The 20,819-nt window shown below is 61.4% G+C and carries 16 protein-coding genes; 10 read left to right on the top strand and 6 right to left on the bottom strand.

The window, feature by feature from the left end; translation table 11 throughout:
- The first annotated feature begins 207 nt into the window (after positions 1 to 207).
- The gene (locus tag EXN22_RS21725; protein ID WP_130265990.1) at positions 208 to 3,342 is read left to right on the top strand and encodes a transglycosylase domain-containing protein; all 3,135 of its coding nucleotides are present in this window, start codon (positions 208 to 210) and stop codon (positions 3,340 to 3,342) included.
- On the opposite strand, the gene EXN22_RS21730 is transcribed toward EXN22_RS21725, so the two are convergent.
- Positions 3,339 to 3,737, bottom strand: coding sequence for a C40 family peptidase (locus tag EXN22_RS21730; protein WP_407691981.1), 399 nt, complete (start codon positions 3,735 to 3,737; stop codon positions 3,339 to 3,341). The genes EXN22_RS21725 and EXN22_RS21730 overlap by 4 nt on opposite strands.
- A 319-nt stretch (positions 3,738 to 4,056) precedes the next feature.
- Here EXN22_RS21730 and EXN22_RS21735 point away from each other — a divergent pair, with 319 nt between their 5' ends.
- Both EXN22_RS21735 and EXN22_RS21740 read left to right on the top strand, forming a co-directional pair.
- Complete coding sequence (locus EXN22_RS21735) at positions 4,057 to 4,626, top strand: PadR family transcriptional regulator (protein WP_130265992.1); 570 nt, start codon at positions 4,057 to 4,059, stop codon at positions 4,624 to 4,626.
- Positions 4,623 to 5,390, top strand: a complete 768-nt coding sequence (locus EXN22_RS21740) for a siderophore-interacting protein (RefSeq protein WP_130265993.1) — start codon at positions 4,623 to 4,625, stop codon at positions 5,388 to 5,390. Before EXN22_RS21735 ends, EXN22_RS21740 begins: the two co-directional genes overlap by 4 nt.
- A gap of 9 nt (positions 5,391 to 5,399) precedes the next feature.
- Here the strand turns inward: EXN22_RS21740 and EXN22_RS21745 are convergent, their stop codons facing one another.
- Entirely contained in the window at positions 5,400 to 6,053 is a 654-nt protein-coding gene (locus tag EXN22_RS21745; protein ID WP_130265994.1) for a Pr6Pr family membrane protein, read from the bottom strand.
- 4 nt (positions 6,054 to 6,057) lie between these two features.
- Positions 6,058 to 6,279, bottom strand: coding sequence for a VF530 family protein (locus EXN22_RS21750; protein ID WP_130265995.1), 222 nt, complete (start codon positions 6,277 to 6,279; stop codon positions 6,058 to 6,060).
- Between the two features lie 197 nt (positions 6,280 to 6,476).
- On the opposite strand from EXN22_RS21750, the gene EXN22_RS21755 reads away from it, so the two are divergent.
- The 4 genes from EXN22_RS21755 to lon all read left to right on the top strand — a co-directional run bounded on the left by EXN22_RS21755 (position 6,477) and on the right by lon (position 15,171).
- Complete coding sequence (locus tag EXN22_RS21755; protein ID WP_130265996.1) at positions 6,477 to 8,531, top strand: TonB-dependent receptor; 2,055 nt, start codon at positions 6,477 to 6,479, stop codon at positions 8,529 to 8,531.
- 301 nt (positions 8,532 to 8,832) lie between these two features.
- A complete protein-coding gene (locus tag EXN22_RS21760; RefSeq protein WP_130265997.1) occupies positions 8,833 to 10,191 on the top strand; it encodes a carbohydrate porin in 1,359 nt (452 codons plus the stop codon).
- A gap of 30 nt (positions 10,192 to 10,221) precedes the next feature.
- Positions 10,222 to 12,630 carry a glucose/quinate/shikimate family membrane-bound PQQ-dependent dehydrogenase gene (locus tag EXN22_RS21765; RefSeq protein WP_130265998.1) on the top strand — a complete coding sequence of 803 codons (2,409 nt, stop codon included), beginning with the start codon at positions 10,222 to 10,224 and terminating at the stop codon, positions 12,628 to 12,630.
- 117 nt (positions 12,631 to 12,747) lie between these two features.
- Entirely contained in the window at positions 12,748 to 15,171 is a 2,424-nt protein-coding gene (gene lon / locus EXN22_RS21770) for an endopeptidase La (RefSeq protein ID WP_130265999.1), read from the top strand.
- 66 nt (positions 15,172 to 15,237) lie between these two features.
- Here the strand turns inward: lon and EXN22_RS21775 are convergent, their stop codons facing one another.
- From EXN22_RS21775 to EXN22_RS21785, 3 genes are all read right to left on the bottom strand, one after another.
- Positions 15,238 to 16,218 (bottom strand): hypothetical protein, encoded by a 981-nt coding sequence (locus EXN22_RS21775; RefSeq protein ID WP_130266000.1) that lies wholly within the window; start codon positions 16,216 to 16,218, stop codon positions 15,238 to 15,240.
- An 82-nt stretch (positions 16,219 to 16,300) separates the two neighbouring features.
- Entirely contained in the window at positions 16,301 to 17,311 is a 1,011-nt protein-coding gene (locus tag EXN22_RS21780; RefSeq protein WP_130266001.1) for an alpha-xenorhabdolysin family binary toxin subunit B, read from the bottom strand.
- A 12-nt stretch (positions 17,312 to 17,323) separates the two neighbouring features.
- A complete protein-coding gene (locus EXN22_RS21785) occupies positions 17,324 to 18,487 on the bottom strand; it encodes an alpha-xenorhabdolysin family binary toxin subunit A (RefSeq protein WP_130266002.1) in 1,164 nt (387 codons plus the stop codon).
- A gap of 121 nt (positions 18,488 to 18,608) precedes the next feature.
- On the opposite strand from EXN22_RS21785, the gene EXN22_RS21790 reads away from it, so the two are divergent.
- The 3 genes from EXN22_RS21790 to cmoB all read left to right on the top strand — a co-directional run bounded on the left by EXN22_RS21790 (position 18,609) and on the right by cmoB (position 20,789).
- Complete coding sequence (locus EXN22_RS21790) at positions 18,609 to 19,007, top strand: protease inhibitor I42 family protein (RefSeq protein ID WP_130266003.1); 399 nt, start codon at positions 18,609 to 18,611, stop codon at positions 19,005 to 19,007.
- An 85-nt stretch (positions 19,008 to 19,092) separates the two neighbouring features.
- On the top strand, positions 19,093 to 19,836 hold the full coding sequence (gene cmoA, locus EXN22_RS21795) for a carboxy-S-adenosyl-L-methionine synthase CmoA (RefSeq protein ID WP_130266004.1): 744 nt from the start codon (positions 19,093 to 19,095) through the stop codon (positions 19,834 to 19,836).
- The gene (gene cmoB, locus EXN22_RS21800; protein ID WP_130266005.1) at positions 19,833 to 20,789 is read left to right on the top strand and encodes a tRNA 5-methoxyuridine(34)/uridine 5-oxyacetic acid(34) synthase CmoB; all 957 of its coding nucleotides are present in this window, start codon (positions 19,833 to 19,835) and stop codon (positions 20,787 to 20,789) included. Before cmoA ends, cmoB begins: the two co-directional genes overlap by 4 nt.
- Positions 20,790 to 20,819 lie beyond the last annotated feature (30 nt).

Consider the following 20,819-nt stretch of genomic DNA (forward strand, 5'->3'; position numbering starts at 1 on the left):
CGGAGGGGCATTCCCCGTGCTTGAGCCTCTGCAGGAAACAGGGCGGCTAACATAGCACCAAAACGGGGCAATTCAAGCTCCACCAAAGGAGCATTTCTGACACGCTTTTAGGAATCACCTGGCAACTGACTACAAATTTTTCACCAAACCCGGCCACCGTCTAAGCTTCAGGCAAGCAAGACGAAAAACGTAGCCGGGCTGAAGACTATGGGCGCATTGTGGCAATCGGAACCAAACAGTACGGACGCTCCCCCTGAAAACCTCGAACCTTCGCCATCGCCGAAAAGCCCACGCCAGCGCCATCTCTGGTGGCGGCTGTTCTGGTTGGTGCTGGTACTTGCCCTGATCGCCCTGGGGTATGCCGCCACCACTGAAATGCACACCTCACGCCTGCAATCTCGAGAGTTCAGCCAGTTCGCCGCGACCCTGAGCTACTCCATGCAGCCCGGCCCCAGCGACACCATCCGCTACCCTGGTGACGGCCCGTTCGACAAGCGCCTTGGCTATAGCGCGCTGGGTGAGTTCCTGCCACGGCTGCTCAAGCGCGATTATGTGATCAACGAACAGACCCGATTCTCTCCGGCACTAGTGAACTACGTTGATCACGGCTTCTTCGTTCCCTATGCCGAGAAGATCCAGGCAGGCCTGTCGATCACCGACTGCAAGGGCGATGCGCTGTACCAGTTCCATTACCCGCAGCACCTGTATCCCGACTTCGCCTCGATTCCACCGGTCATCGTCCACAGCCTGCTGTTCATCGAGAACCGTGACCTGCTCGATGCCAACGACCCGCTGAACAACCCCGCAGTAGACTGGCCGCGCTTTGCCAAGGCGGCCTACACCCAAGTGGCAAAATACCTGGCCTTGCCCGGCCAGTCGGCCGGTGGCAGTACCCTGGCGACCCAACTGGAGAAGTATCGGCACTCGCCCGACGGCCTGACGGTCTCGGGCAGCGAGAAGATCCGCCAGATGATTTCTGCCAGCGTTCGTGCCTATCAGGATGGCCCCCAGACCCTGCAAGCACGCCAGCGGATCGTACGTGACTACCTCAACAGCGTGCCGCTGTCGGCAGTGCCCGGCCACGGTGAAGTGCATGGCATGGCGGAAGGCTTGCGGGTCTGGTACGGCGCCGACTTTGCCCAGGTCAACCAGGCCCTGTCATCCACCGACAATGACCCCGCCAGCCTCGCCACCCGCGGCCTGGCCCTGCGTCAGGTGCTGTCGCTGATGATCGCCCAGCGCCGGCCCTCGCACTTCTTGTCCAAGGGCCGTGAGGAGCTGGCGCTGCTGACCGACAGCCACATCCGCATCCTCTCGGCCAGCAACATCATCGACAAGCCACTGGCTGATGCCGCCCTGGCCAGCAAAGCCATCTACCGCGACTGGGTAGCCCAACCGACCATCCAGCCGATCGTTACCAACAAGGGCATCAGCGTTGCCCGCAGTCGCCTGTCTTCCGCCCTCGGCCGGCCGCTGTACGACCTCGACCGTCTCGACCTGTCAGCCACCAGCACCCTGCAATCGCAATTGCAGGGCCAGGTCAGCCAGTACCTCAAAGACCTCGCCGACCCGGCCTTTGCCGAGAAAATGGGCTTGTACGGCGAACGCCTGCTGACCCCGACCAGCACCACCCAGGTGCGCTACAGCTTTACCCTGCTCGAACGCACCGCCGACGGCTCGCGGGTGCGGGTGCAGACCGACAGCACCGACCAGCCATTCGACATCAACGAAGGCAGCAAGCTGGAGCTGGGTTCGACCGCCAAGCTGCGGGTGCTGACCAGCTACCTGGAAATCATCGGCGAACTGCACGACAAATACGCCGGCACTCCAGCCGCCGAACTGAAGAAAGTCCAGGTAGCGGAACTGGACTTCATCACCCGCTGGGCCATCGACTACCTGATCCAGAACAAGGACCGCGACCTCAACGCAATGCTTAACGCCGCCCTTGAGCGCAAGTACTCGGCCAGCCCCGGCGAGGCCTTCTTCACTGGCGGTGGCCTGCACGTGTTCAACAACTTTCGCAAGGAAGACAACGGCCGCATTCCGACCCTCAAGGATGCCCTGCGCGAATCGATCAACCTGCCGTTCATCCGCCTGATGCGTGATCTTGTGCGCTACAGCACCTACCAACAGCCGGGCAACAGTGCCAGCCTGCTCAAGGACGACGCCGAACCGCGCCGGCAGGAATACCTGGCGCGCTTTGCCGACAAGGAAGGCACCGATTACATGCGCAGGTTCTGGAAGAAGTACCAGCGCAAGACCTCCCAGCAGCGCCTGGACACCTTCCTCGACAGCCTGCGGGTCACACCGATCCGCCTGGCCGCGGTACACCGCTATCTGTTCCCCGAAGCCGACCAGGCCACCTTCAATGCCTTTGTCCAGGCGCACCTGAAAAAAGACCGGGTCGAGAACAAAACCCCCGCTACCAAGCAAAACACCGTTACCGAGAAGCGCCTGCAAGAGCTGTATGAAGCGTACCGACCTGGCGCCTACGACTTGCCTGACCAAGGCTTTATCGCCAAGGTCCACCCGCTGGACCTGTGGCTGCTCGGCTATCTGCTGCAGCACCCCAGCGCGACGTTCCAGGACGCGGCGCAAGCCAGCCATTTCGAACGCCAGGAAGTCTATGGCTGGCTGTTCAAGAGTCGCCACAAAGGTGCACGCGACAGCCGCATCCGTACCCTGGTGGAGATCGAAGCCTTTCTCGATATCCATCAACGCTGGAAGCGCGTCGGCTATCCGTTCGACCACCTGGTGCCGTCACTGGCCACAGCCATCGGCAGCTCCGGCGATCGCCCGGCAGCGCTGGCCGAGTTGATCGGCATCATTCAGAACGATGGCGTGCGCCTGCCAGTGCTGCGCATCGATACCCTGCACTTCGCCGCTGAAACGCCCTATGAAACCCGTCTGACCAGCGACCCCGACCTGGGCCAGCGGGTGCTCTCGGTGGAAGTTGCCCGGGCCCTGCGCGGCGCCCTCTCGCAAGTGGTCGACGCCGGTACCGCGCGACGCGTGTCGGGTAGCTTCAAACTGGCTGACGGCACACCACTGGTGATGGGCGGCAAAACCGGTACCGGCGACAACCGCATCGAAAGCTTCGGTGCCGGTGGGCGCCTGATCGGTTCACGCTCGCTGAACCGCACCGCAACCTTCGTGTTCTACCTCGGCGAAAATCACTTCGGCACCCTTACCGCCTTCGTACCCGGTCGGGCGGCAGAGTCCTTCCGCTTTACCTCGGCACTGCCGGTGCAGGTGCTCAAGGGTATGGCGCCGATCCTCATGCCCTACCTGGAGCCGGGCAGCCACACCCTGTGCAAACCGCCGAGGATGGTGCAGCGCTAGTGGAAGCGCTTGGCCGTCGTATAGCTTTTGCTCCAGTAACTGTTCTTCAGCGAGTCGATACGGATGTGCTTGCCGGTCCGGGGGGCGTGGATAAAACGCCCTTCGCCGATGTACAGGCCGACGTGGCCGATCCGCCCCTGCCCATTGCGATTGAAGAACACCGCATCACCGCGCTTGAGTTGGCTCTGCTTGATGGTGCGGGCACCGGACTTGAGCATCGCCGACGTGGTGCGCGGAATCCTGATATCGGCCTCGTTACGGAACAGATAAACCAGCAGGCCACTGCAGTCGAAGCCCCCCGTCACCGACATGCCGCCCCAACGGTAGGGCACGCCGATCAATTGGTGAGCACGCTCGACCAAACGATCGAGGTTGGCTTCCAGCTCTTGCCGCACGCTGTGCTCGCGAGCGGTCTTGGTAACCGGGAGCGTAGCCTGGGCAAAAAATGACAGGCCCCAGAGCAGCCCGATGAAAAAAATTGAACGTGCCACGGTGAAATACTCACAGATGAAAAAACGTGGCAAATCTTAGGAGCGTTTTCCAGGTGTGTAGATCAAGGCAATCCGAGGTGTTTGTAGGAAAATCCTTAAGGGTTCCTACACAAATTCGTCCATTCCTACGCACTTCATGAGAAATATTCCTATTCTCGCGCTTGCTTTACGATATATCTTGAGTAATATCTAAAGATACATCTAACGCAACCGGAGATTCCTCATGCGCGACCATCAACCCCATCGCGAGCATGGCGAGCGGCATGACGGTTTCGAACGTCGCCACAGCCGTGAGCGTGGCGATCGCGGCCCACGGGTGTTCGCCCCTGGCGACCTGAAACTGCTGCTGCTATCGATGCTGGGCGAACAACCCTGCCACGGTTACGACCTGATCCGTCAGATCGAAAGCCTCTTCGATGGCAGTTACAGCCCAAGCCCGGGCGTGATCTATCCAACCCTGAATTTTCTTGAAGAAGCCGAATTGATCAGCGGTGAAACCCAGGGCAGCAAACGCCTCTACGGCATCACTGCGTCCGGAGAAAAATCCCTGGCCGAGCAGGCCATTGCCCTGGACGGCGTGCGCATGCGCATCGAAGTCAGCAAGCGCTCGCTGCGCGGCCACGACCGTCCGGCCGAGATCCACGAAGCCGTACATAACTTGCGCCATGCCCTGCAAATGCACAGCGGGCGCTGGAACCCGGCGGAAATCGAGCGGGTCCGAACCCTGCTCAACGACACCGCCAAAGCCATCGTCGCAGGGCCCATTGCGACCACACCGGAGAAACCCGAATGACTGTTAGCGAAAACGCCACCATTCACCGCGTCAACCACGAGATCAAACACCGCCGCCTGACCGTGCTGCGGGTCACCGAGCTGACCCCGCGCATGCGCCGCATCACCCTCGGCGGGCCGGAACTGCAGGGCTTTACCAGTGTTGGCAGCGACGATCACGTCAAACTGATGTTCGCCTGCACGCCAGAAGAACAGACCTTGCTCGACAACCTCGACTTCAGCCGTGACGGCGGGCGTCCGACCATGCGCGAGTACACGCCGCGGCGTATCGACCTGGCCGGCGGCGAGATGGACATCGACTTCGTGCTCCACGGTGACGGCCCTGCCTCCACCTGGGCGGCCCAGGCCCAGGTCGGCCAGGTGCTCAATATCGCCGGCCCACGCGCTTCGATGGTGGTTCCGGACATTTTCGACAGCTATTTGTTGATTGGCGATGAAACCGCGATCCCGGCCATTGCCCGGCGCCTGGAAGAACTGCCCGCTGGCCGCAAAGTGCTGGCAGTGATTGAAATCGAAGACGCCCAGGAGCAACAGCCGTTGACCAGCGCGTCACAGGTCGAGGTGATCTGGGTGCTGCGTCAGAAGCAGGACCTGCTTGAAGTGGTGAAGGATCTGAGCCTGCCTGAAGGGCAGATGTACGCCTGGATTGCCCTGGAAAAATCGCTGATGCGTAAGACCAAGCGCCGGCTCATCGATGACAAGGGCGTCAAGGAAGACATGATCAAGGCCGTCTCCTACTGGAACCTCGACTCACACGACGATTGACCGGCTACCTCAGGGTTGCGTCCTGGCTTTGGCCAGGCGCCCGCCCTGCCAATAATCCAGGCCAAGCAACAGCAGGCCGATGGCAATGAACCCCAGCAGTATCGCCAGCGCATTGAGCACAACCCGGACATAACCCAGTTCGGCCACATCGATGAACGGATAGGGATAGACACCTATCACCTGCCCCCGCAGCATCGCGTAGGCAAAGTACCCCAGCGGGTACAGCAGCCAGGCCAGCAGATGCCTTGCGCGCAGGCTGCCCTTCTCCACGCAGCACCACCAATAAACCACGTACACCAGCGGCATGACGTCATGCAGCAACTCGTCCGCCAGCCATTGCCAGCCCTGTGGCTGCCACAGGTGACGCAACAACAGGCTGTAGGCAAGAGCGACGAGGATGATACTGGCGGCCACCCCGGAACTGACCCAGGGCGCCAGAAAGAAGCGCCGCAGTGGCGAGTCCCGGCCAACTGCCGCATAGCTGAGCACCACCGCGACCAGGGTGTTGCTGAGCACCGTGAAAAAACTGAACAAGGTCACCAGGCCGCCCAGCAGGCTGGCCTGCTCCTGCCAACGGGCCCACAACAGCAGGTACATCTGAATCGCCAACGCGCTCCAGCCCAGGCACGCAGCCAGGGCGATCAGTAGCGTTTGGCGGCTCACCGGCTCAGCGGCCGCGTTGCATTTTCAGGTACAGGCGCTCGACCTTCTCCCGGGCCCAGGGCGTCTTGCGCAGGAAGGTCAGGCTCGACTTGATGCTCGGGTCGCTCTTGAAGCAGCGGATATCAATGCGCTCAGCCAGGCCGTCCCATTGGTACTTCTCTACCAGCGCAGTGAGGATCTGCTCCAGGGTCACGCCATGCAGCGGGTTTTGATTAGCGGCGGTCATGCCTGTGCTCCAGCCAACGAAAGGTGCGCACCTTAGCCGAGGCTCGCCTGCAAGTCTTCAGACTTTTCGCATTCGCGGTGCTGCTTAAAGACATTCTAGTGTGGGCAAAGGCTCTAGCCAGCACGTGAGCGTTTTATCTTCGACTGTAATGTTATATTGTATCAATACTATAACACTGCCAAGGACCCCTGCCCTCCATGCCTCACTTACCCCTGCGCCTCTCCCCCCTCGCCGCCGCGCTCTGGCTCGCCTCGCCGTTGAGCCAGGCTGTCGAGCTGCAACCCCAGGTGATCACCGCCAACCCACTGGGTAACAGCGAACTGGCCGCGCCCAGCACCGTGCTCGATGGCGACAACCTGGCCCTGCAACAAAAAGGCAGCCTCGGCCAGACCTTGAACAACCAACCCGGTGTCGCTTCTACCTGGTTTGGCCCCGGTGCCAGCCGCCCGGTGATCCGCGGCCTGGATGGCGACCGCATTCGCATCCTGCGCAATGGCGTCGGTGCCCTGGACGCCTCGTCGCTGTCCTATGACCACGCCGTGCCATTGGACCCGGCCACCGTCGAGCGCATCGAAATCGTCCGCGGCCCGGCCGCCCTGCTCTACGGCGGCAATGCCATCGGCGGGGTGGTCAACAGTTTCGACAACCGTATTCCGACCTCGCCCATCGATGGCATTCATGGGGCTGGCGAATTGCGTTACGGTGGCGCCGACACCACCCGCAGCAGCGCTGGCAAGCTGGAGGCCGGCGATGGCCGCTTCGCCCTGCACCTGGACGCCAACAGCCGCCAGTTCAATGACCTGCGCATCCCCGGCTATGCGCGCAGCTCGAACGTGCGCGACGCTGACGAACCAGGCAGCAAGCATCGCCTGGAAAACAGCGACGGCCGCCAGGACGGTGGCGCCGTAGGCGGTGCCTACCATTGGGATCACGGCTATGCCGGCCTTTCCTACAGCCGCTATGACTCCAACTACGGGTCGGTGGCCGAGCCCGGCGTGCGCCTGGACATGCAGCAGGATCATTACGGCTTTGCTTCGGAACTGCACGACCTGGACGGTCCGTTCAGCTCGGTGAAAGTCGACCTCGGCTACACCGACTACCAGCACCGCGAACTGGAGAGTGGCGAGGTGCACACCACCTTCAAGAACAAGGGCTACGAGGCGCGGGTCGAGGCCCGGCATCAACCGCTGGGGCCGGTCGAAGGGGTGATTGGCGCCCAGGTCAGCCGCAACGAATTCTCCGCCCTCGGCGAAGAGGCCTTCGTACCGCACACCGACACCAACAGCCTGGCGCTGTTCATGCTCGAACAGTGGCAAGCAACGGAACGCCTGAACCTGAGCCTCGGCGGACGTCTGGAGCACACCCGGGTCGAACCCGACAGCAAGGGCAGCGAGCGTTTTGCCGAAGCGGATCGTTCGAGCAGCTTCACCGCCGCCAGCCTGTCGTCCGGCGCAGTCTACGAGCTGACGCCAGTCTGGTCCCTGGCTGCGACCCTGGGCTACACCGAGCGCGCCCCGACCTTCTATGAGCTGTATGCCAATGGCGCCCACGTCGCCACTGGCACCTACGAAGTCGGCGACCCGAACCTGAACAAGGAAAAAGCCATCTCCAGCGACCTGGCCCTGCGCTTCGACAATGGCACGCACAAGGGCAGCGTCGGTGTGTTCTACAGCCACTTCCGCAATTACATCGGCCTGCTGGCCAGCGGCAACCTGCGCGAAGGTCATGACCACGACCATGATCACGGCGATCACGATCATGACCATGACCATGACCACGGCGGCGATGTGCCTGAGTACCTCTACCACGGGGTTCGCGCGCGCTTCTACGGCATCGAAGCCCAGGACCGCTGGCAACTGGCGCAGAACCGCTACGGCAGCTTCGCCCTGGAACTGTCTGGCGACTACACCCGGGCCAAGAACCTCGACAGCGGCGAAGACCTGCCGCGCATCGCCCCGCTGCGCCTGAACAGCGGCTTACTTTGGGAGCTGGACCGCTGGCAGGCACGGTTGGATGTGCAACACGCCAGTGCCCAGCATAAAAAGCCGGCCAACGAGACCAGCACCGACGGCTACACCACCCTTGGCGCCAGCGTCGGCTATCGCTTCGACATCGGCCAGAGCCAGTGGCTGGCCTTCGTCCGCGGCGAGAACCTGACCGACCAGACCGTACGCTACGCAAGCTCGATCCTGCGCGACATCGCCCCGGCGCCAGGGCGCAGTGTCGAAGTCGGCCTGCGTACCACCTTCTAACCCAACACCACCCTTGTAGGAGCGGGCTTGCCCCGCTATCAAGCACGCGCCTGATGTGCTGGCTGTACAGGTCTCTTCGCGGGGCAAGCCCGCTCCTACCCAATGGCACCGTTGCCGGACTATTACCGATCCGGCAATGGTGCCTCTCGTTGAATTGACTTTTTTTCTTACAAATTCAGCTATATCCTCCCCGCCGCAAGCTGAACCGCTTCAGTTCACTTTTCTGCAGCTTTATCGCCGATGATCCTCGGAGCTCGGTGGCCTTGCCGTTTGTTCAATAATCAAAAGATAGCGCTATCTCATGCCTCAGAATGATCGTTTCCGCTTTTCCCCCGCCACCCGGACACTGCTTTCGGGTCTGGCCATCGCCAGCCTCGCGCCTTGCGCCCAGGCTGCGGCGATGTTCGCCAGCGACTCGCCATGGATGCTTGGCGATTGGGGCGGCACCCGCACGGAGCTGGCTGAACGCGGCTACGACTTCACCCTGGGTTACACCGGCGAAATGGGTGCCAACCTGCACGGCGGCTATGACGATGACGAAACTGCGCGTTACAGCGGCCAGTTCGCCCTCGGTACCCATCTGGACCTGCAAAAGATCCTCGGCTGGCACGACGCCGAGTTTCAATTGACCGTTACCCAGCGCCATGGCGACAACATCAGCAACGACCGCATCAATGACCCGCGCGTTGGCGGCTTCACCTCGGCCCAGGAAATCTGGGGCCGTGGCCAGACCTGGCGGTTGACCCAGATGTGGATCAAACAGAAGTACTTCGACGGTGCGCTGGATGTGAAATTCGGCCGTTTCGGCCAGGGCGAGGACTTCAACAGCTTCCCTTGCGACTTCCAGAACCTGGCGTTCTGCGGCTCCCAGGTGGGTAACTGGGACGGGAACATCTGGTACAACTGGCCGGTCAGCCAGTGGGCCCTGCGGGTCAAGTACAACCTGACCCCGGAGCTCTACGCGCAGATCGGCGCCTATGAGCAGAATCCTTCCAATCTTGATCGCGGCAACGGCTTCAAGCTCAGCGGCAGCGGCACCCAGGGCGCGGTGATCCCGGTCGAACTGGTCTGGACGCCGGCCCTCAACGGCCTGAAAGGGGAATATCGCGCCGGTTACTACTACAGTAATGCCAAGGCAAGCGATGTCTACAAAGACAGCAACGAACAACCGGCAGCACTGAGCGGCCAGGCTTACCGCAGCCGTTCGAGCAAGCACGGCTTCTGGCTCGGCGCCCAGCAACAGGTGACGTCGCTGGCATCCGACCATTCGCGGGGATTGAGCGTGTTCGCCAACGCCACGCTGCACGACAAGAAGACCAATGCCATCGACAACTATGTTCAGGCAGGTGTGGTGTACAAGGGGCCCTTCGATGCCCGCGCCAAGGACGACATCGGTTTCGCCCTGGCCCGCGTGCACGTCAACCCTGCCTATCGCAAGAATGCCCAGGCCATCAATCAGGCCCGCAGCGTCAGCGACTACAACGATCCCCTGTTCCGTCCGATCCAGGACACCGAATACAGCGCCGAGCTGTACTACGGCATTCACCTGGCCGACTGGCTGACCGTGCGCCCGAACCTGCAGTACATCCGCCACCCCGGTGGCGTGAGCCAGGTCGACGACGCGCTGATCGGCGGGATCAAGATCCAGAGCAGTTTCTAATCACCCTTTTCACCTAACGGAGAACACACGATGAGCACTGATGGTGCCTTGAGTAGAACCCGCTGGCTGCCGCGACTGATCGGTGTGCTGCTGTTGCTGATGGGCCTGGCCCTGCTGGCCGGCGGTATCAAACTGAGCCAGCTGGGCGGCTCGCTGTATTACCTGATCGCAGGCATCGGCTTTGCCCTGTCCGGCATCCTCCTGCTGGCCCTGCGCCGGCACGCCCTGGGCCTGTACGGCCTGGTGCTGCTGGGCAGCACCCTGTGGGCATTGTGGGAAGTGGGCCTGGACTGGTGGCAATTGGTGCCGCGCCTGGCCCTGTGGTTTGCCCTGGGCGTGGTGTTGCTGCTGCCGTGGGCCCGTCGCCCATTGCTGGGCAACCCTTCCAAGGTCAACACCGGCCTGCTGAGCCTGGCAGTGGTGCTGTCTGGCGCCACTGCAGTGGCCAGCCAGTTCACCAACCCAGGTGAAATCAAGGGCGAGCTGGGCCGCGAAAGCGCGCAGATGAGCAGCACCGCGCCACAGATGCCCGATGGCGAGTGGCAGGCCTATGGCCGCAGCGAATTTGGCGACCGTTACTCGCCGCTGCGCCAGATCACCCCGCAGAACGTGCACAAGCTGCAGGAAGCCTGGCGCATCCGCACCGGCGACCTGCCGACCGACAACGACCCGGTGGAGCTGACCAACCAGAACACCCCGCTCAAGGTCAACGGCAAGCTGTATGCCTGCACCGCCCACAGCAAGGTGCTGGCCCTGGACCCGGACACCGGCGCAGAAATCTGGCGTTTCGACCCGCAGATCAAAAGCCCGGTAGGCTTCAAGGGCTTTGCCCACATGACCTGCCGTGGTGTGTCGTACTACGACGAGAACAACTACGTCAGTGCCGACGGCAGCCCCGCGCCGAAAATCAGCGCAGCCGGCCAGGCCGTTGCCGTCGCCTGCCCGCGTCGCCTCTACCTGCCAACCGCCGACGCCCGCCTGATCGCCCTGAACGCCGATACCGGCAAGGTCTGTGAAGGTTTCGGCAACCAGGGCGTGATTGACCTGACCACCGGCATCGGCCCGTTCACCGCCGGCGGTTACTACTCCACCTCGCCTGCGGCGATCACCCGCGAACTGGTGATCATCGGCGGCCATGTCACCGACAACGAATCGACCAACGAGCCATCCGGGGTGATTCGCGCCTACGACGTCCACGACGGCCGCCTGGTGTGGAACTGGGACAGCAACAACCCGGACGACACCGCACCTCTGGCAGCGGGCAAAACCTACAGCCGCAACTCGGCGAACATGTGGTCGCTGGCCAGTGTCGACGAGAAACTGGGCATGGTCTTCCTGCCGCTGGGCAACCAGACGCCAGACCAGTGGGGCGCTGACCGTACCCCGGGCGCCGAGAAGTACAGCGCCGGTATCGTTGCCCTTGACCTGGGCAACGGCAAGGTACGCTGGAACTACCAGTTCACCCACCACGACCTGTGGGACATGGACGTCGGCAGCCAGCCGACCCTGCTCGACCTGAAAACCGCCGACGGCGTCAAACCTGCGCTGATCGCCCCGACCAAACAGGGCAGCCTGTACGTGCTCGACCGTCGCGACGGCACGCCGATCGTGCCGATCCGCGAGATCCCGGTGCCGCAAGGTGCGGTCGAAGGCGACCACACCGCGCCGACCCAGGCCCGTTCGGACCTCAACCTGCTCGGCCCGGACCTGACCGAACAAGCCATGTGGGGCGCCAGCCCGTTCGACCAGATGCTCTGCCGCATCCAGTTCCGCGAGCTGCGCTACGAAGGCCAGTACACCCCGCCCTCGGAGCAGGGCAGCCTGGTCTACCCGGGTAACGTTGGCGTGTTCAACTGGGGCAGCGTCTCGGTCGACCCGGTGCGCCAACTGCTGTTCACCAGCCCCAACTACATGGCCTTCGTCTCGAAAATGGTGCCGCGTGCCGACGTTGCCGCCGGCAGCAAGCGCGAGAGCGAAACCAGTGGTGTACAGCCGAACACCGGCGCGCCGTACGCAGTGATCATGCACCCGTTCATGTCGCCGCTGGGCGTACCCTGCCAGGCGCCAGCCTGGGGTTACGTGGCCGGTATCGACCTGACCACCAACCAGGTGGTGTGGAAGCACAAGAACGGCACCAGCCGTGACAGCTCGCCGATCCCGATCGGCCTGCCGATTGGCGTGCCAAGCATGGGCGGCTCGATCGTCACCGCCGGCGGCCTGGGCTTCCTCAGCGGCACCCTGGACCAGTACCTGCGAGCCTACGACACCAACACCGGCAAGGAGCTGTGGAAATCGCGCCTGCCGGCCGGTGGCCAGGCTACGCCGATGACCTACACCGGCAAGGACGGCAAGCAGTACGTGCTGGTGACCGCCGGTGGTCACGGCTCGCTGGGCACCAAGATGGGCGATTACGTAATCGCTTACAAATTGGCTGAGTAAACCCCTGCCCGCTCCTACAGAGTTGTAGGAGCGGGCTTGCCCCGCGATCAAGCGCTACCATTGAAACCGCCCCCCACCCGCCCCATCTAAGCACCATAGTCATTGAGCAGGTGCCCCATGAGCGATCAGCAGGATCTACCCGAACATCCCGAGGACAACGCCGAAGTCGAGCATCTCGAAGCCGCCGAACACAGCGGACAGAACCTTGCCTTGCCTGGCCAACAGCTGCCGGACAAGGTCTATATCATCCCGATTCACAACCGCCCGTTCTTCCCCGCGCAAGTACTGCCGGTGATCGTCAATGAAGAGCCCTGGGCCGAAACCCTGGATCTGGTCGCCAAGACCCCGCACCACTCCCTGGCCCTGTTCTTCATGGACACGCCGCCCGAAGACCACCGTCATTTCGACACCTCGGCCCTGCCGCTGTACGGCACCCTGGTCAAGGTTCACCACGCCAGCCGCGAAAACGGCAAGTTGCAGTTCGTCGCCCAGGGCCTGACCCGGGTCCGCATCCGCTCCTGGCTCAAGCACCATCGCCCGCCCTACCTGGTCGAGGTCGAATACCCGCATCAAACCAGCGAGCCAACCGACGAGGTCAAGGCCTACGGCATGGCCCTGATCAATGCGATCAAAGAACTGCTGCCACTCAACCCGCTGTACAGCGAAGAGCTGAAGAACTACCTCAACCGCTTCAGCCCCAACGACCCGTCGCCATTGACCGACTTCGCCGCCGCGCTGACCTCGGCCACCGGCAACCAGTTGCAGGAAGTGCTCGACTGCGTGCCGATGCTCAAGCGCATGGAGAAGGTCCTGCCGATGCTGCGCAAGGAAGTCGAAGTTGCGCACCTGCAGAACGAGATCTCCGCCGAAGTGAACCGGCAGATCGGCGAGCACCAGCGCGAGTTCTTCCTCAAGGAACAGCTCAAGGTCATCCAGCAGGAGCTGGGCCTGACCAAGGACGATCGCAGCGCCGACCTCGAACAGTTCGAGCAGCGCCTGCAGGGCAAGACCCTGCCCGCCGCCGCGCAAAAGCGCATCGACGAAGAGACGGCCAAGCTATCGATCCTCGAGACTGGCTCACCGGAGTACGCGGTTACCCGCAACTACCTGGACTGGGCCACCAACCTGCCCTGGGGCGTCTACGGCAAGGACAAACTCGACCTCAAGCACGCGCGCAAAGTGCTCGATCAGCACCACGCAGGCCTTGATGACATCAAGGCGCGCATTCTCGAATTCCTCGCCGTAGGTGCCTACAAAGGCGAGATCAGCGGTTCGATCGTGCTGCTGGTGGGCCCGCCGGGCGTCGGCAAGACCAGTATCGGCAAATCCATCGCCGAATCCCTGGGCCGGCCGTTCTACCGCTTCAGTGTCGGTGGCATGCGCGACGAGGCCGAGATCAAGGGCCACCGCCGCACCTACATCGGCGCCCAACCGGGCAAGCTGGTGCAGGCCCTCAAAGACGTCGAGGTAATGAACCCGGTGATCATGCTCGACGAGATCGACAAGATGGGCCAAAGCTACCAGGGCGATCCGGCCTCGGCGCTGCTGGAAACCCTCGACCCGGAGCAGAACGTCGACTTCCTCGATCACTATCTGGACTTGCGGCTGGACCTGTCCAAGGTGCTGTTCGTGTGCACCGCCAACACCCTGGACTCGATCCCCGGGCCGTTGCTCGACCGAATGGAAGTGATTCGCCTGTCCGGCTACATCACCGAAGAAAAACTGGCCATCGCCAAGCGCCACCTGTGGCCCAAGCAGCTGCAAAAAGCCGGCGTGGCCAAGAGCAGCCTGAGCATCAGCGACAGCGCCCTGCGTATGGTAATCGAAGGCTATGCTCGCGAAGCCGGTGTGCGCCAGCTGGAAAAGCAGCTGGGCAAGCTGGTGCGCAAGGCGGTGGTACAGCTGCTGGACGATCCAGAGAAAACCATCAAGATCGCTGCCAAGGACCTCGAAGCCTCACTGGGCATGCCGGTATTTCGTAGCGAACAGGTGCTTGCCGGCAAGGGCGTGATCACTGGCCTTGCCTGGACCAGCATGGGCGGCGCCACCTTGCCGATCGAGGCAACACGCATCCACACCCTCAACCGCGGCTTCAAGCTGACCGGTCAGTTGGGTGAGGTGATGAAAGAGTCTGCCGAGATCGCCTACAGCTATGTCAGCGCCAACCTCAAGCAGTACGGCGGTGACCCGAGCTTCTTCAACGAAGCGTTCATTCACCTGCACGTGCCCGAAGGTGCCACCCCCAAGGACGGCCCCAGCGCCGGGGTGACCATGGCCAGCGCGCTACTGTCACTGGCCCGCGACCAGGCGCCGAAAAAAGGCGTGGCCATGACCGGCGAGCTGACCCTGACCGGCGTGGTCCTGCCAATAGGTGGGGTGCGCGAAAAAGTAATCGCGGCACGGCGGCAGAAGATCTTCGAGCTGATCCTGCCGGAAGCCAACCGTGGTGATTTCGAAGAGTTGCCGGACTACCTCAAGGAGGGATTGAGCGTGCACTTTGCCAAGCGCTTCGCTGATGTGGCGAAGGTGCTGTTCAACTGAAGTTTTGTGGAAGTAGGCGCGGGCGTTGAAGGCCCGCGCCCCTGCTTGACGGCACTTGAATCGCGCTCACCGCTGATACTGGGCCAGCGTGCGGCCCATCTGCGTTGCGCTTTGTTCGATCGTCTTCCACTGCCCCAGAAACCGCCCGAAGTAGATCGCGAAGCGTGCCAGTTGCTGGCCTGAGGTAATGAGCTGAAGCTGATTGTTCGACGCATCAATGTAAGCTGTCAGGCTTTGCCAGGCTGAATGAACATGAGAAGAAGCGGTCAGCACTTCCCTGAGCAACTGCTCCATGTTCTGCAGTTTTTCCGAGAGCTCCCGGATACGCATTTGCAACCTTACCAGTGCCATCGTGGCTGCACTGAAGTCTCGGGTCGCTGGTTTGATGCATTTGCCAACTTCATTGACCTTTCTCAAGGTCGCAGGAATGATCTGCCGCCGAGCCTCATCGCGAAACCGAGTGCCTTCGAGGTGTACAGACTCGACTTTCCGGGAGTACTCCTTCAGTTGTTCCTTGAGTGAATTCACGTAGTTGGGCAAGGACGACACAATCTGCCTATCGGCCGCACTGAGCGCCAGCGCCTCACCGCCCTGCAAGGCGTCCCAAGCTTCACGTTGCGTACCCAATGCCTTGGTGTGTGCACAGACGTCCAGAATGACGTCCCCTGAACGCTTGATATTACCGGCGACAGTGGCCAATGCATTGCTCAGCTGTAGGTTTTTCCCATACAACACCTCCCAGCAGCTGGCATGCCCTTTCACCAGGCGAAAGAATGTCACCATGGCATTAGTGTTCAGCTCAGGGTTTGAAGCCAGGGTTCCAAGGTTCGCCAGCCCTCCCTCTGTACTCATCCACTGAGAGATGCCAGCCGGTGAGTTCGGCAGTTCCCTCGCATAGGCGACATACGCATTGAGGTTATGAACGTGCGCTGGCGACAAACTCAGAGCGCCTGTGTCCAACCCTGAGGCCATGGCACTCAACAACGCTTCGGGAAGACTTGAAGCTTGTACTTGCCAAGCGCTATCCAGCGTTACATTTGCATTCATCCTTAACTTTCTCCTACAGACGTCCACCCGGTGCCGCCCCTTTACACTAAACTGGGGCGGCCGTTGTAAAGTGTGGCAGCGGTTAAAATGCCTGACAAAACTGGGAGACAATACTCTTAACATAGGCGATCAATTTTTCCAGCAACTGATTGAACGCTTGCGCCTCTTCGAAACTGCCCAGTTTTATCCTGCGCAGTTGATTGCTCACCGCCTCCAATTGCAGGCGTATCTGCTGCATTTCCACCAACCATTCCCGGCGTCCTGAAGTTAGCACTGCATATTCTGACAGCGCTTGCAGATGGGCTTTAACTTGATTCGCTCGTTGCTCCTTTTTGCGTTGTTCAGCGATCAGTTCGTTTACCTCGGTGCGCAGCGCCCGACGCTGGTCTTGAAGTCGCGAGTACTGCATGTCTTGCTGCACGCCCTCCATCAATTTGCCCAGTGCCTCCAATGCCTGCTCGACCGCTACGGCGGCACCCGCCGTTGTGGCGCCCTGAGCGACCAGCCCCTGGAGCTGTTGAACCGTTGGCAATTTGCCTTGGAACAGCTGTTCGATGCCATTGGCCTCAAACACACCGATGGCTCTTTCAAACTCGGCAAGGTTTTCGCGTTTGCCGTTGAGCGTATCGGTTAGCGCTTGCAGGCTGCTGGCCAGCCGCTCCTGAGTTTCCAGGTAACTTGCCTGGTCGCGGCTCGCATCATAAACCGGCAGGCTGGCGATGGCCTTCGACGCCGTCACCACCCCAGAGACTACGGCATCAAGTTTTACAGCGAGCTTGTCTTTTGAAATCTGCAGCTCCTCTAGGAAGAACTTCTCTTCTTCAGGGTCTCCCAAGTCCTCGCGAAAACTCTCAAGCAACTCACCAAGCTGGTATGACTTTATGGTGACCGCCAGTACTTCCGAGTGTTTAGCCAACCCCTCAGCGTAACGCTGCATCCCTTTGTAGTGCCGCTCAACTGATTCATGCAGCAACGGCAGAAAGCTAAAGGTACGCTGCTCCCAAAACGCTGAATACGCCGATACAACTGAAAGAATCTTATCCATATTGGGGACGTCAAGTGCGGCACTCAGGGCAACGACATTATCACTCATCTAGGGATATCCTTATTGGGTGGCTGCGGCGTCATCAAAGACACGATTCATATGTTGGGCAAATTTTTCAATATCTTTCCACTGGCCAATGAAACGCTTGAAAAATATTGCAAACTTTAATAACTCCAGATTGGATTTGATCCGTTGGAGGTGTTCAATCGATGCATCGATGTACACCCCGATCAACTGCCAGGCCGATTGCAGGTGAGATGAGGCCGTCACTACATCCCTGAGTCGAGTATCCAGCTGTCCCATTTGAGTGCCGAGTTCTTCCACCAGCCCCTCCAACCGAACGGACCCCTTGAGTTTCTGGCTGAGTTCAGCGCGCCGGCCCTGCAGCTTGTTCCGCTCCTTGCGTACTTTCGCCGCCTTGCTGCCATAGATACCGCCGGTTATAGCCGCGCCCAGCGGCCCTGCAGCCAGGCCACTCAGCGCTGCTTTGACATACTGGTCATACTCGGCTTCACGTCGTTTGATTTCGTTGTCCAGCTCTGCCAGATCTTCGCGCTGCTGCTGTACTACCCCGCTCGCCTCTTGCCGCTTGATCGCCTGGATTTTGACCGCAACCAAGGGAATCAGCTGTTCACGCGCGGTATCGCGAAAACATTCGGTTTCTTCACGTACTGCGCTCACGCGCCGAGCAAACAGGTCCACGTCTTCACGCAGTACCTCCATATAGTCAACCAGGTCCAGGACCCTGTTTCGGTCTTCTGCCCCCAGGCTGATCGCCTTGTCGAACTTGATGGTTTCCCAAGCATCCCTGCGCCTGCCCAGCGCTCGGCTTTTTTCGAGAATGTCCAATATCTCGTCGCCGGTGGTATTGATGCCATTGGCACTGGCAGCCAACTCGAAGCCGAGTTTCTTGCTATTGTCGGCAAGCACCGTCCAACTGCGCCCGTGTTTCTGCAACTGCTTGTGCATCGCCTCCATCTTGCTCGGCATCAGCTCCGGCTCATTGATGGTGGAATAGCCCAACCAGCGAATCACCGCATCCTTGGCAACAGGAAGCTGGAAGGTATAGTTGGCATACTGGTTAAGGGTGACAATATGCTCTCGTGTCAGCGTCAACCCACCCTCATTGGCGCCATCGCGCTCCGCCATTGCCTGAATGAGATTTCCAGGCAGGTGCTCAGCCTCATTCTGCAATGTGTCAAGATTGATCTGTGTACTGCCCATGACCACGTCCCTGTTTACACGCCAACTCGGCGGGGACCTTCAAACTAATACTGCTGCGAAGTGCCCTGCAGAGGGCAGGCTTTCCAGAAAGCCAATACCAGCCTGACGGACAGAATTGTCGATGAACATCAATTGCACGCTATTGGTCCTCGGTCTGTCACTCCTGACAGCCTGTTCACAAACGCCGGGCAAACACGACAACGTCGTGCTGGAAAAAGCGAGCCAGTGCCCTGTGCACCTGCAGACGGGCCAGACCCTCACCCTGACCCTGCCGAGCAACCCCAGCACCGGCTACCGCTGGCTGGTACAGAACCCGGCCGCCGGTATCCTGCGCAGCCTCGGGCCGGAGGTCTATAGCCACCCGGAAGATGCCGGCGTGGTCGGCAGCGCCGGGCAATCGCTGTGGCGCTTCCAGGCCCAGAGCGCCGGCGAAGGCCAGCTGCTGCTGGTCTACCAGCAACCCTGGGCCCCGGAAGTGCGCCCGGTGCAGACCTTCGACTGCGCAATCACGGTGAAGTAGGCGGCGCTGGTCAGCGGGCCATGCATCCTGGCGCCAGTTTGGCTAAAATGCCCGCCCTTTACCGTCCAACGCCTGGATTGCCCCCGTGAGCAAAGAACCCGACCGCCTATTCGCCCAGCCCCTTGGCCAGGTGCCCGACTTCGCCTTCAACGAAGACGTGGTGCGGGTGTTCCCGGACATGATCAAGCGCTCGGTCCCCGGTTATCCGACCATCGTCGAGAACCTCGGTGTGCTCGCCGCCCAGTTCGCCCAGCCCAACAGTGCCCTGTACGACCTGGGCAGTTCGCTCGGCGCGGTGACCCAGGCCCTGCGCCGGCATGTGCGCAACGAGGGCTGCAGGGTCATTGCCGTGGACAACTCAGCGGCCATGGTCGAGCGCTGCCGACAGTACCTCAACGCCCAGGACTCGATGTTCCAGGAGCTGCTGCCGGTCGAGGTGGTCGAAGGCGACATCCTCGCTCTGAATTTCCAACCGGCCTCGGTGGTGGCGATGAACTTCACCCTGCAGTTCATCGCCCCCCAGCAGCGCCTGGAACTGCTCACGCGCATCCGCCAGGCGCTGCTGCCAGGCGGTGCGCTGATTCTCTCGGAGAAGCTGCGCTTTGATGACGCAGAAGAACACGCCCTGCTCACCGACCTGCATGTAGCGTTCAAGCGTGCCAATGGCTACAGCGAACTGGAAATCGCCCAGAAGCGCAGCGCTATCGAAAACGTCATGAAGCCCGACAGCCTCGAAGAACACCGTGAGCGCCTGCTCGCGGCCGGTTTCTCCAAGGTCGTGCCCTGGTTCCAATGCCTTAACTTTGCCTCGTTGATTGCCCTGCCATGATTGATCTATCCCCCCTGGTCCGCCGCTTGGCGGGCACTCCCCTGGCGCAATGGACCCAGGGCCTGCAAGCGCAACTCGATGCCAAGATGGCAAAGGGTCACGGCGACCTGGAACGCTGGCAAGCCGCGCTGGATGCCCTGCCGACGCTGCTGCCGACGCGCATTGAGCTGGAACACGGCCTGAATCTGGATTGCGACTGCGATGACGACACCCGCGCGCGCATGCAGCAAGCGCTGATGGGCCTGTCGCCGTGGCGCAAAGGCCCGTTCGAGCTGTTCGGCGTGCACGTCGACACCGAATGGCGCTCGGACTGGAAATGGTCGCGGGTTGCCCCGCACCTGGACCTCAAGGGCAAGCGGGTGCTGGATGTCGGTTGCGGCAACGGCTACTACCAATGGCGCATGCTCGGTGCCGGGGCCGACAGCGTCATCGGTGTCGACCCCAACTGGCTGTTCTTCTGCCAGTTCCAGGCCGTACAGCGCTACCTGCCGGACCTGCCCGCCTGGCACCTGCCCTTCGCCCTGGAAGACCTGCCAGCCAACCTCGAAGGTTTCGATACGGTGTTCTCCATGGGCGTGTTCTACCATCGCCGCTCCCCCATCGAGCACCTGCTGGCGCTCAAGGACTGCCTGGTCAAAGGCGGCGAGCTGGTGCTGGAAACCCTGGTGATCGAAGGCGACGAGAACCAGGTGCTGGTGCCCGAAGATCGCTACGCACAAATGCGCAACGTCTGGTTCCTGCCTTCGGTACCGGCGCTGGAGCGCTGGTTGCGCCGCGCCGGCTTCAGCGAGGTACGCTGCGTCGATGTCAGCACCACCAGCGTTGAAGAACAGCGCAGCACCGAGTGGATGCGCTACCAGTCGCTCAGCGACTTCCTCGACCCCAACGACCCTAGCCGCACCCTCGAAGGCCTGCCGGCGCCGCGTCGCGCAGTACTGGTAGCGCGCAAATAAAACAGGCGCCCGTGGGGGCGCCGAAGATTC

Source organism: Pseudomonas tructae (assembly GCF_004214895.1).
In the GTDB taxonomy this organism is placed as follows: domain Bacteria; phylum Pseudomonadota; class Gammaproteobacteria; order Pseudomonadales; family Pseudomonadaceae; genus Aquipseudomonas; species Aquipseudomonas tructae.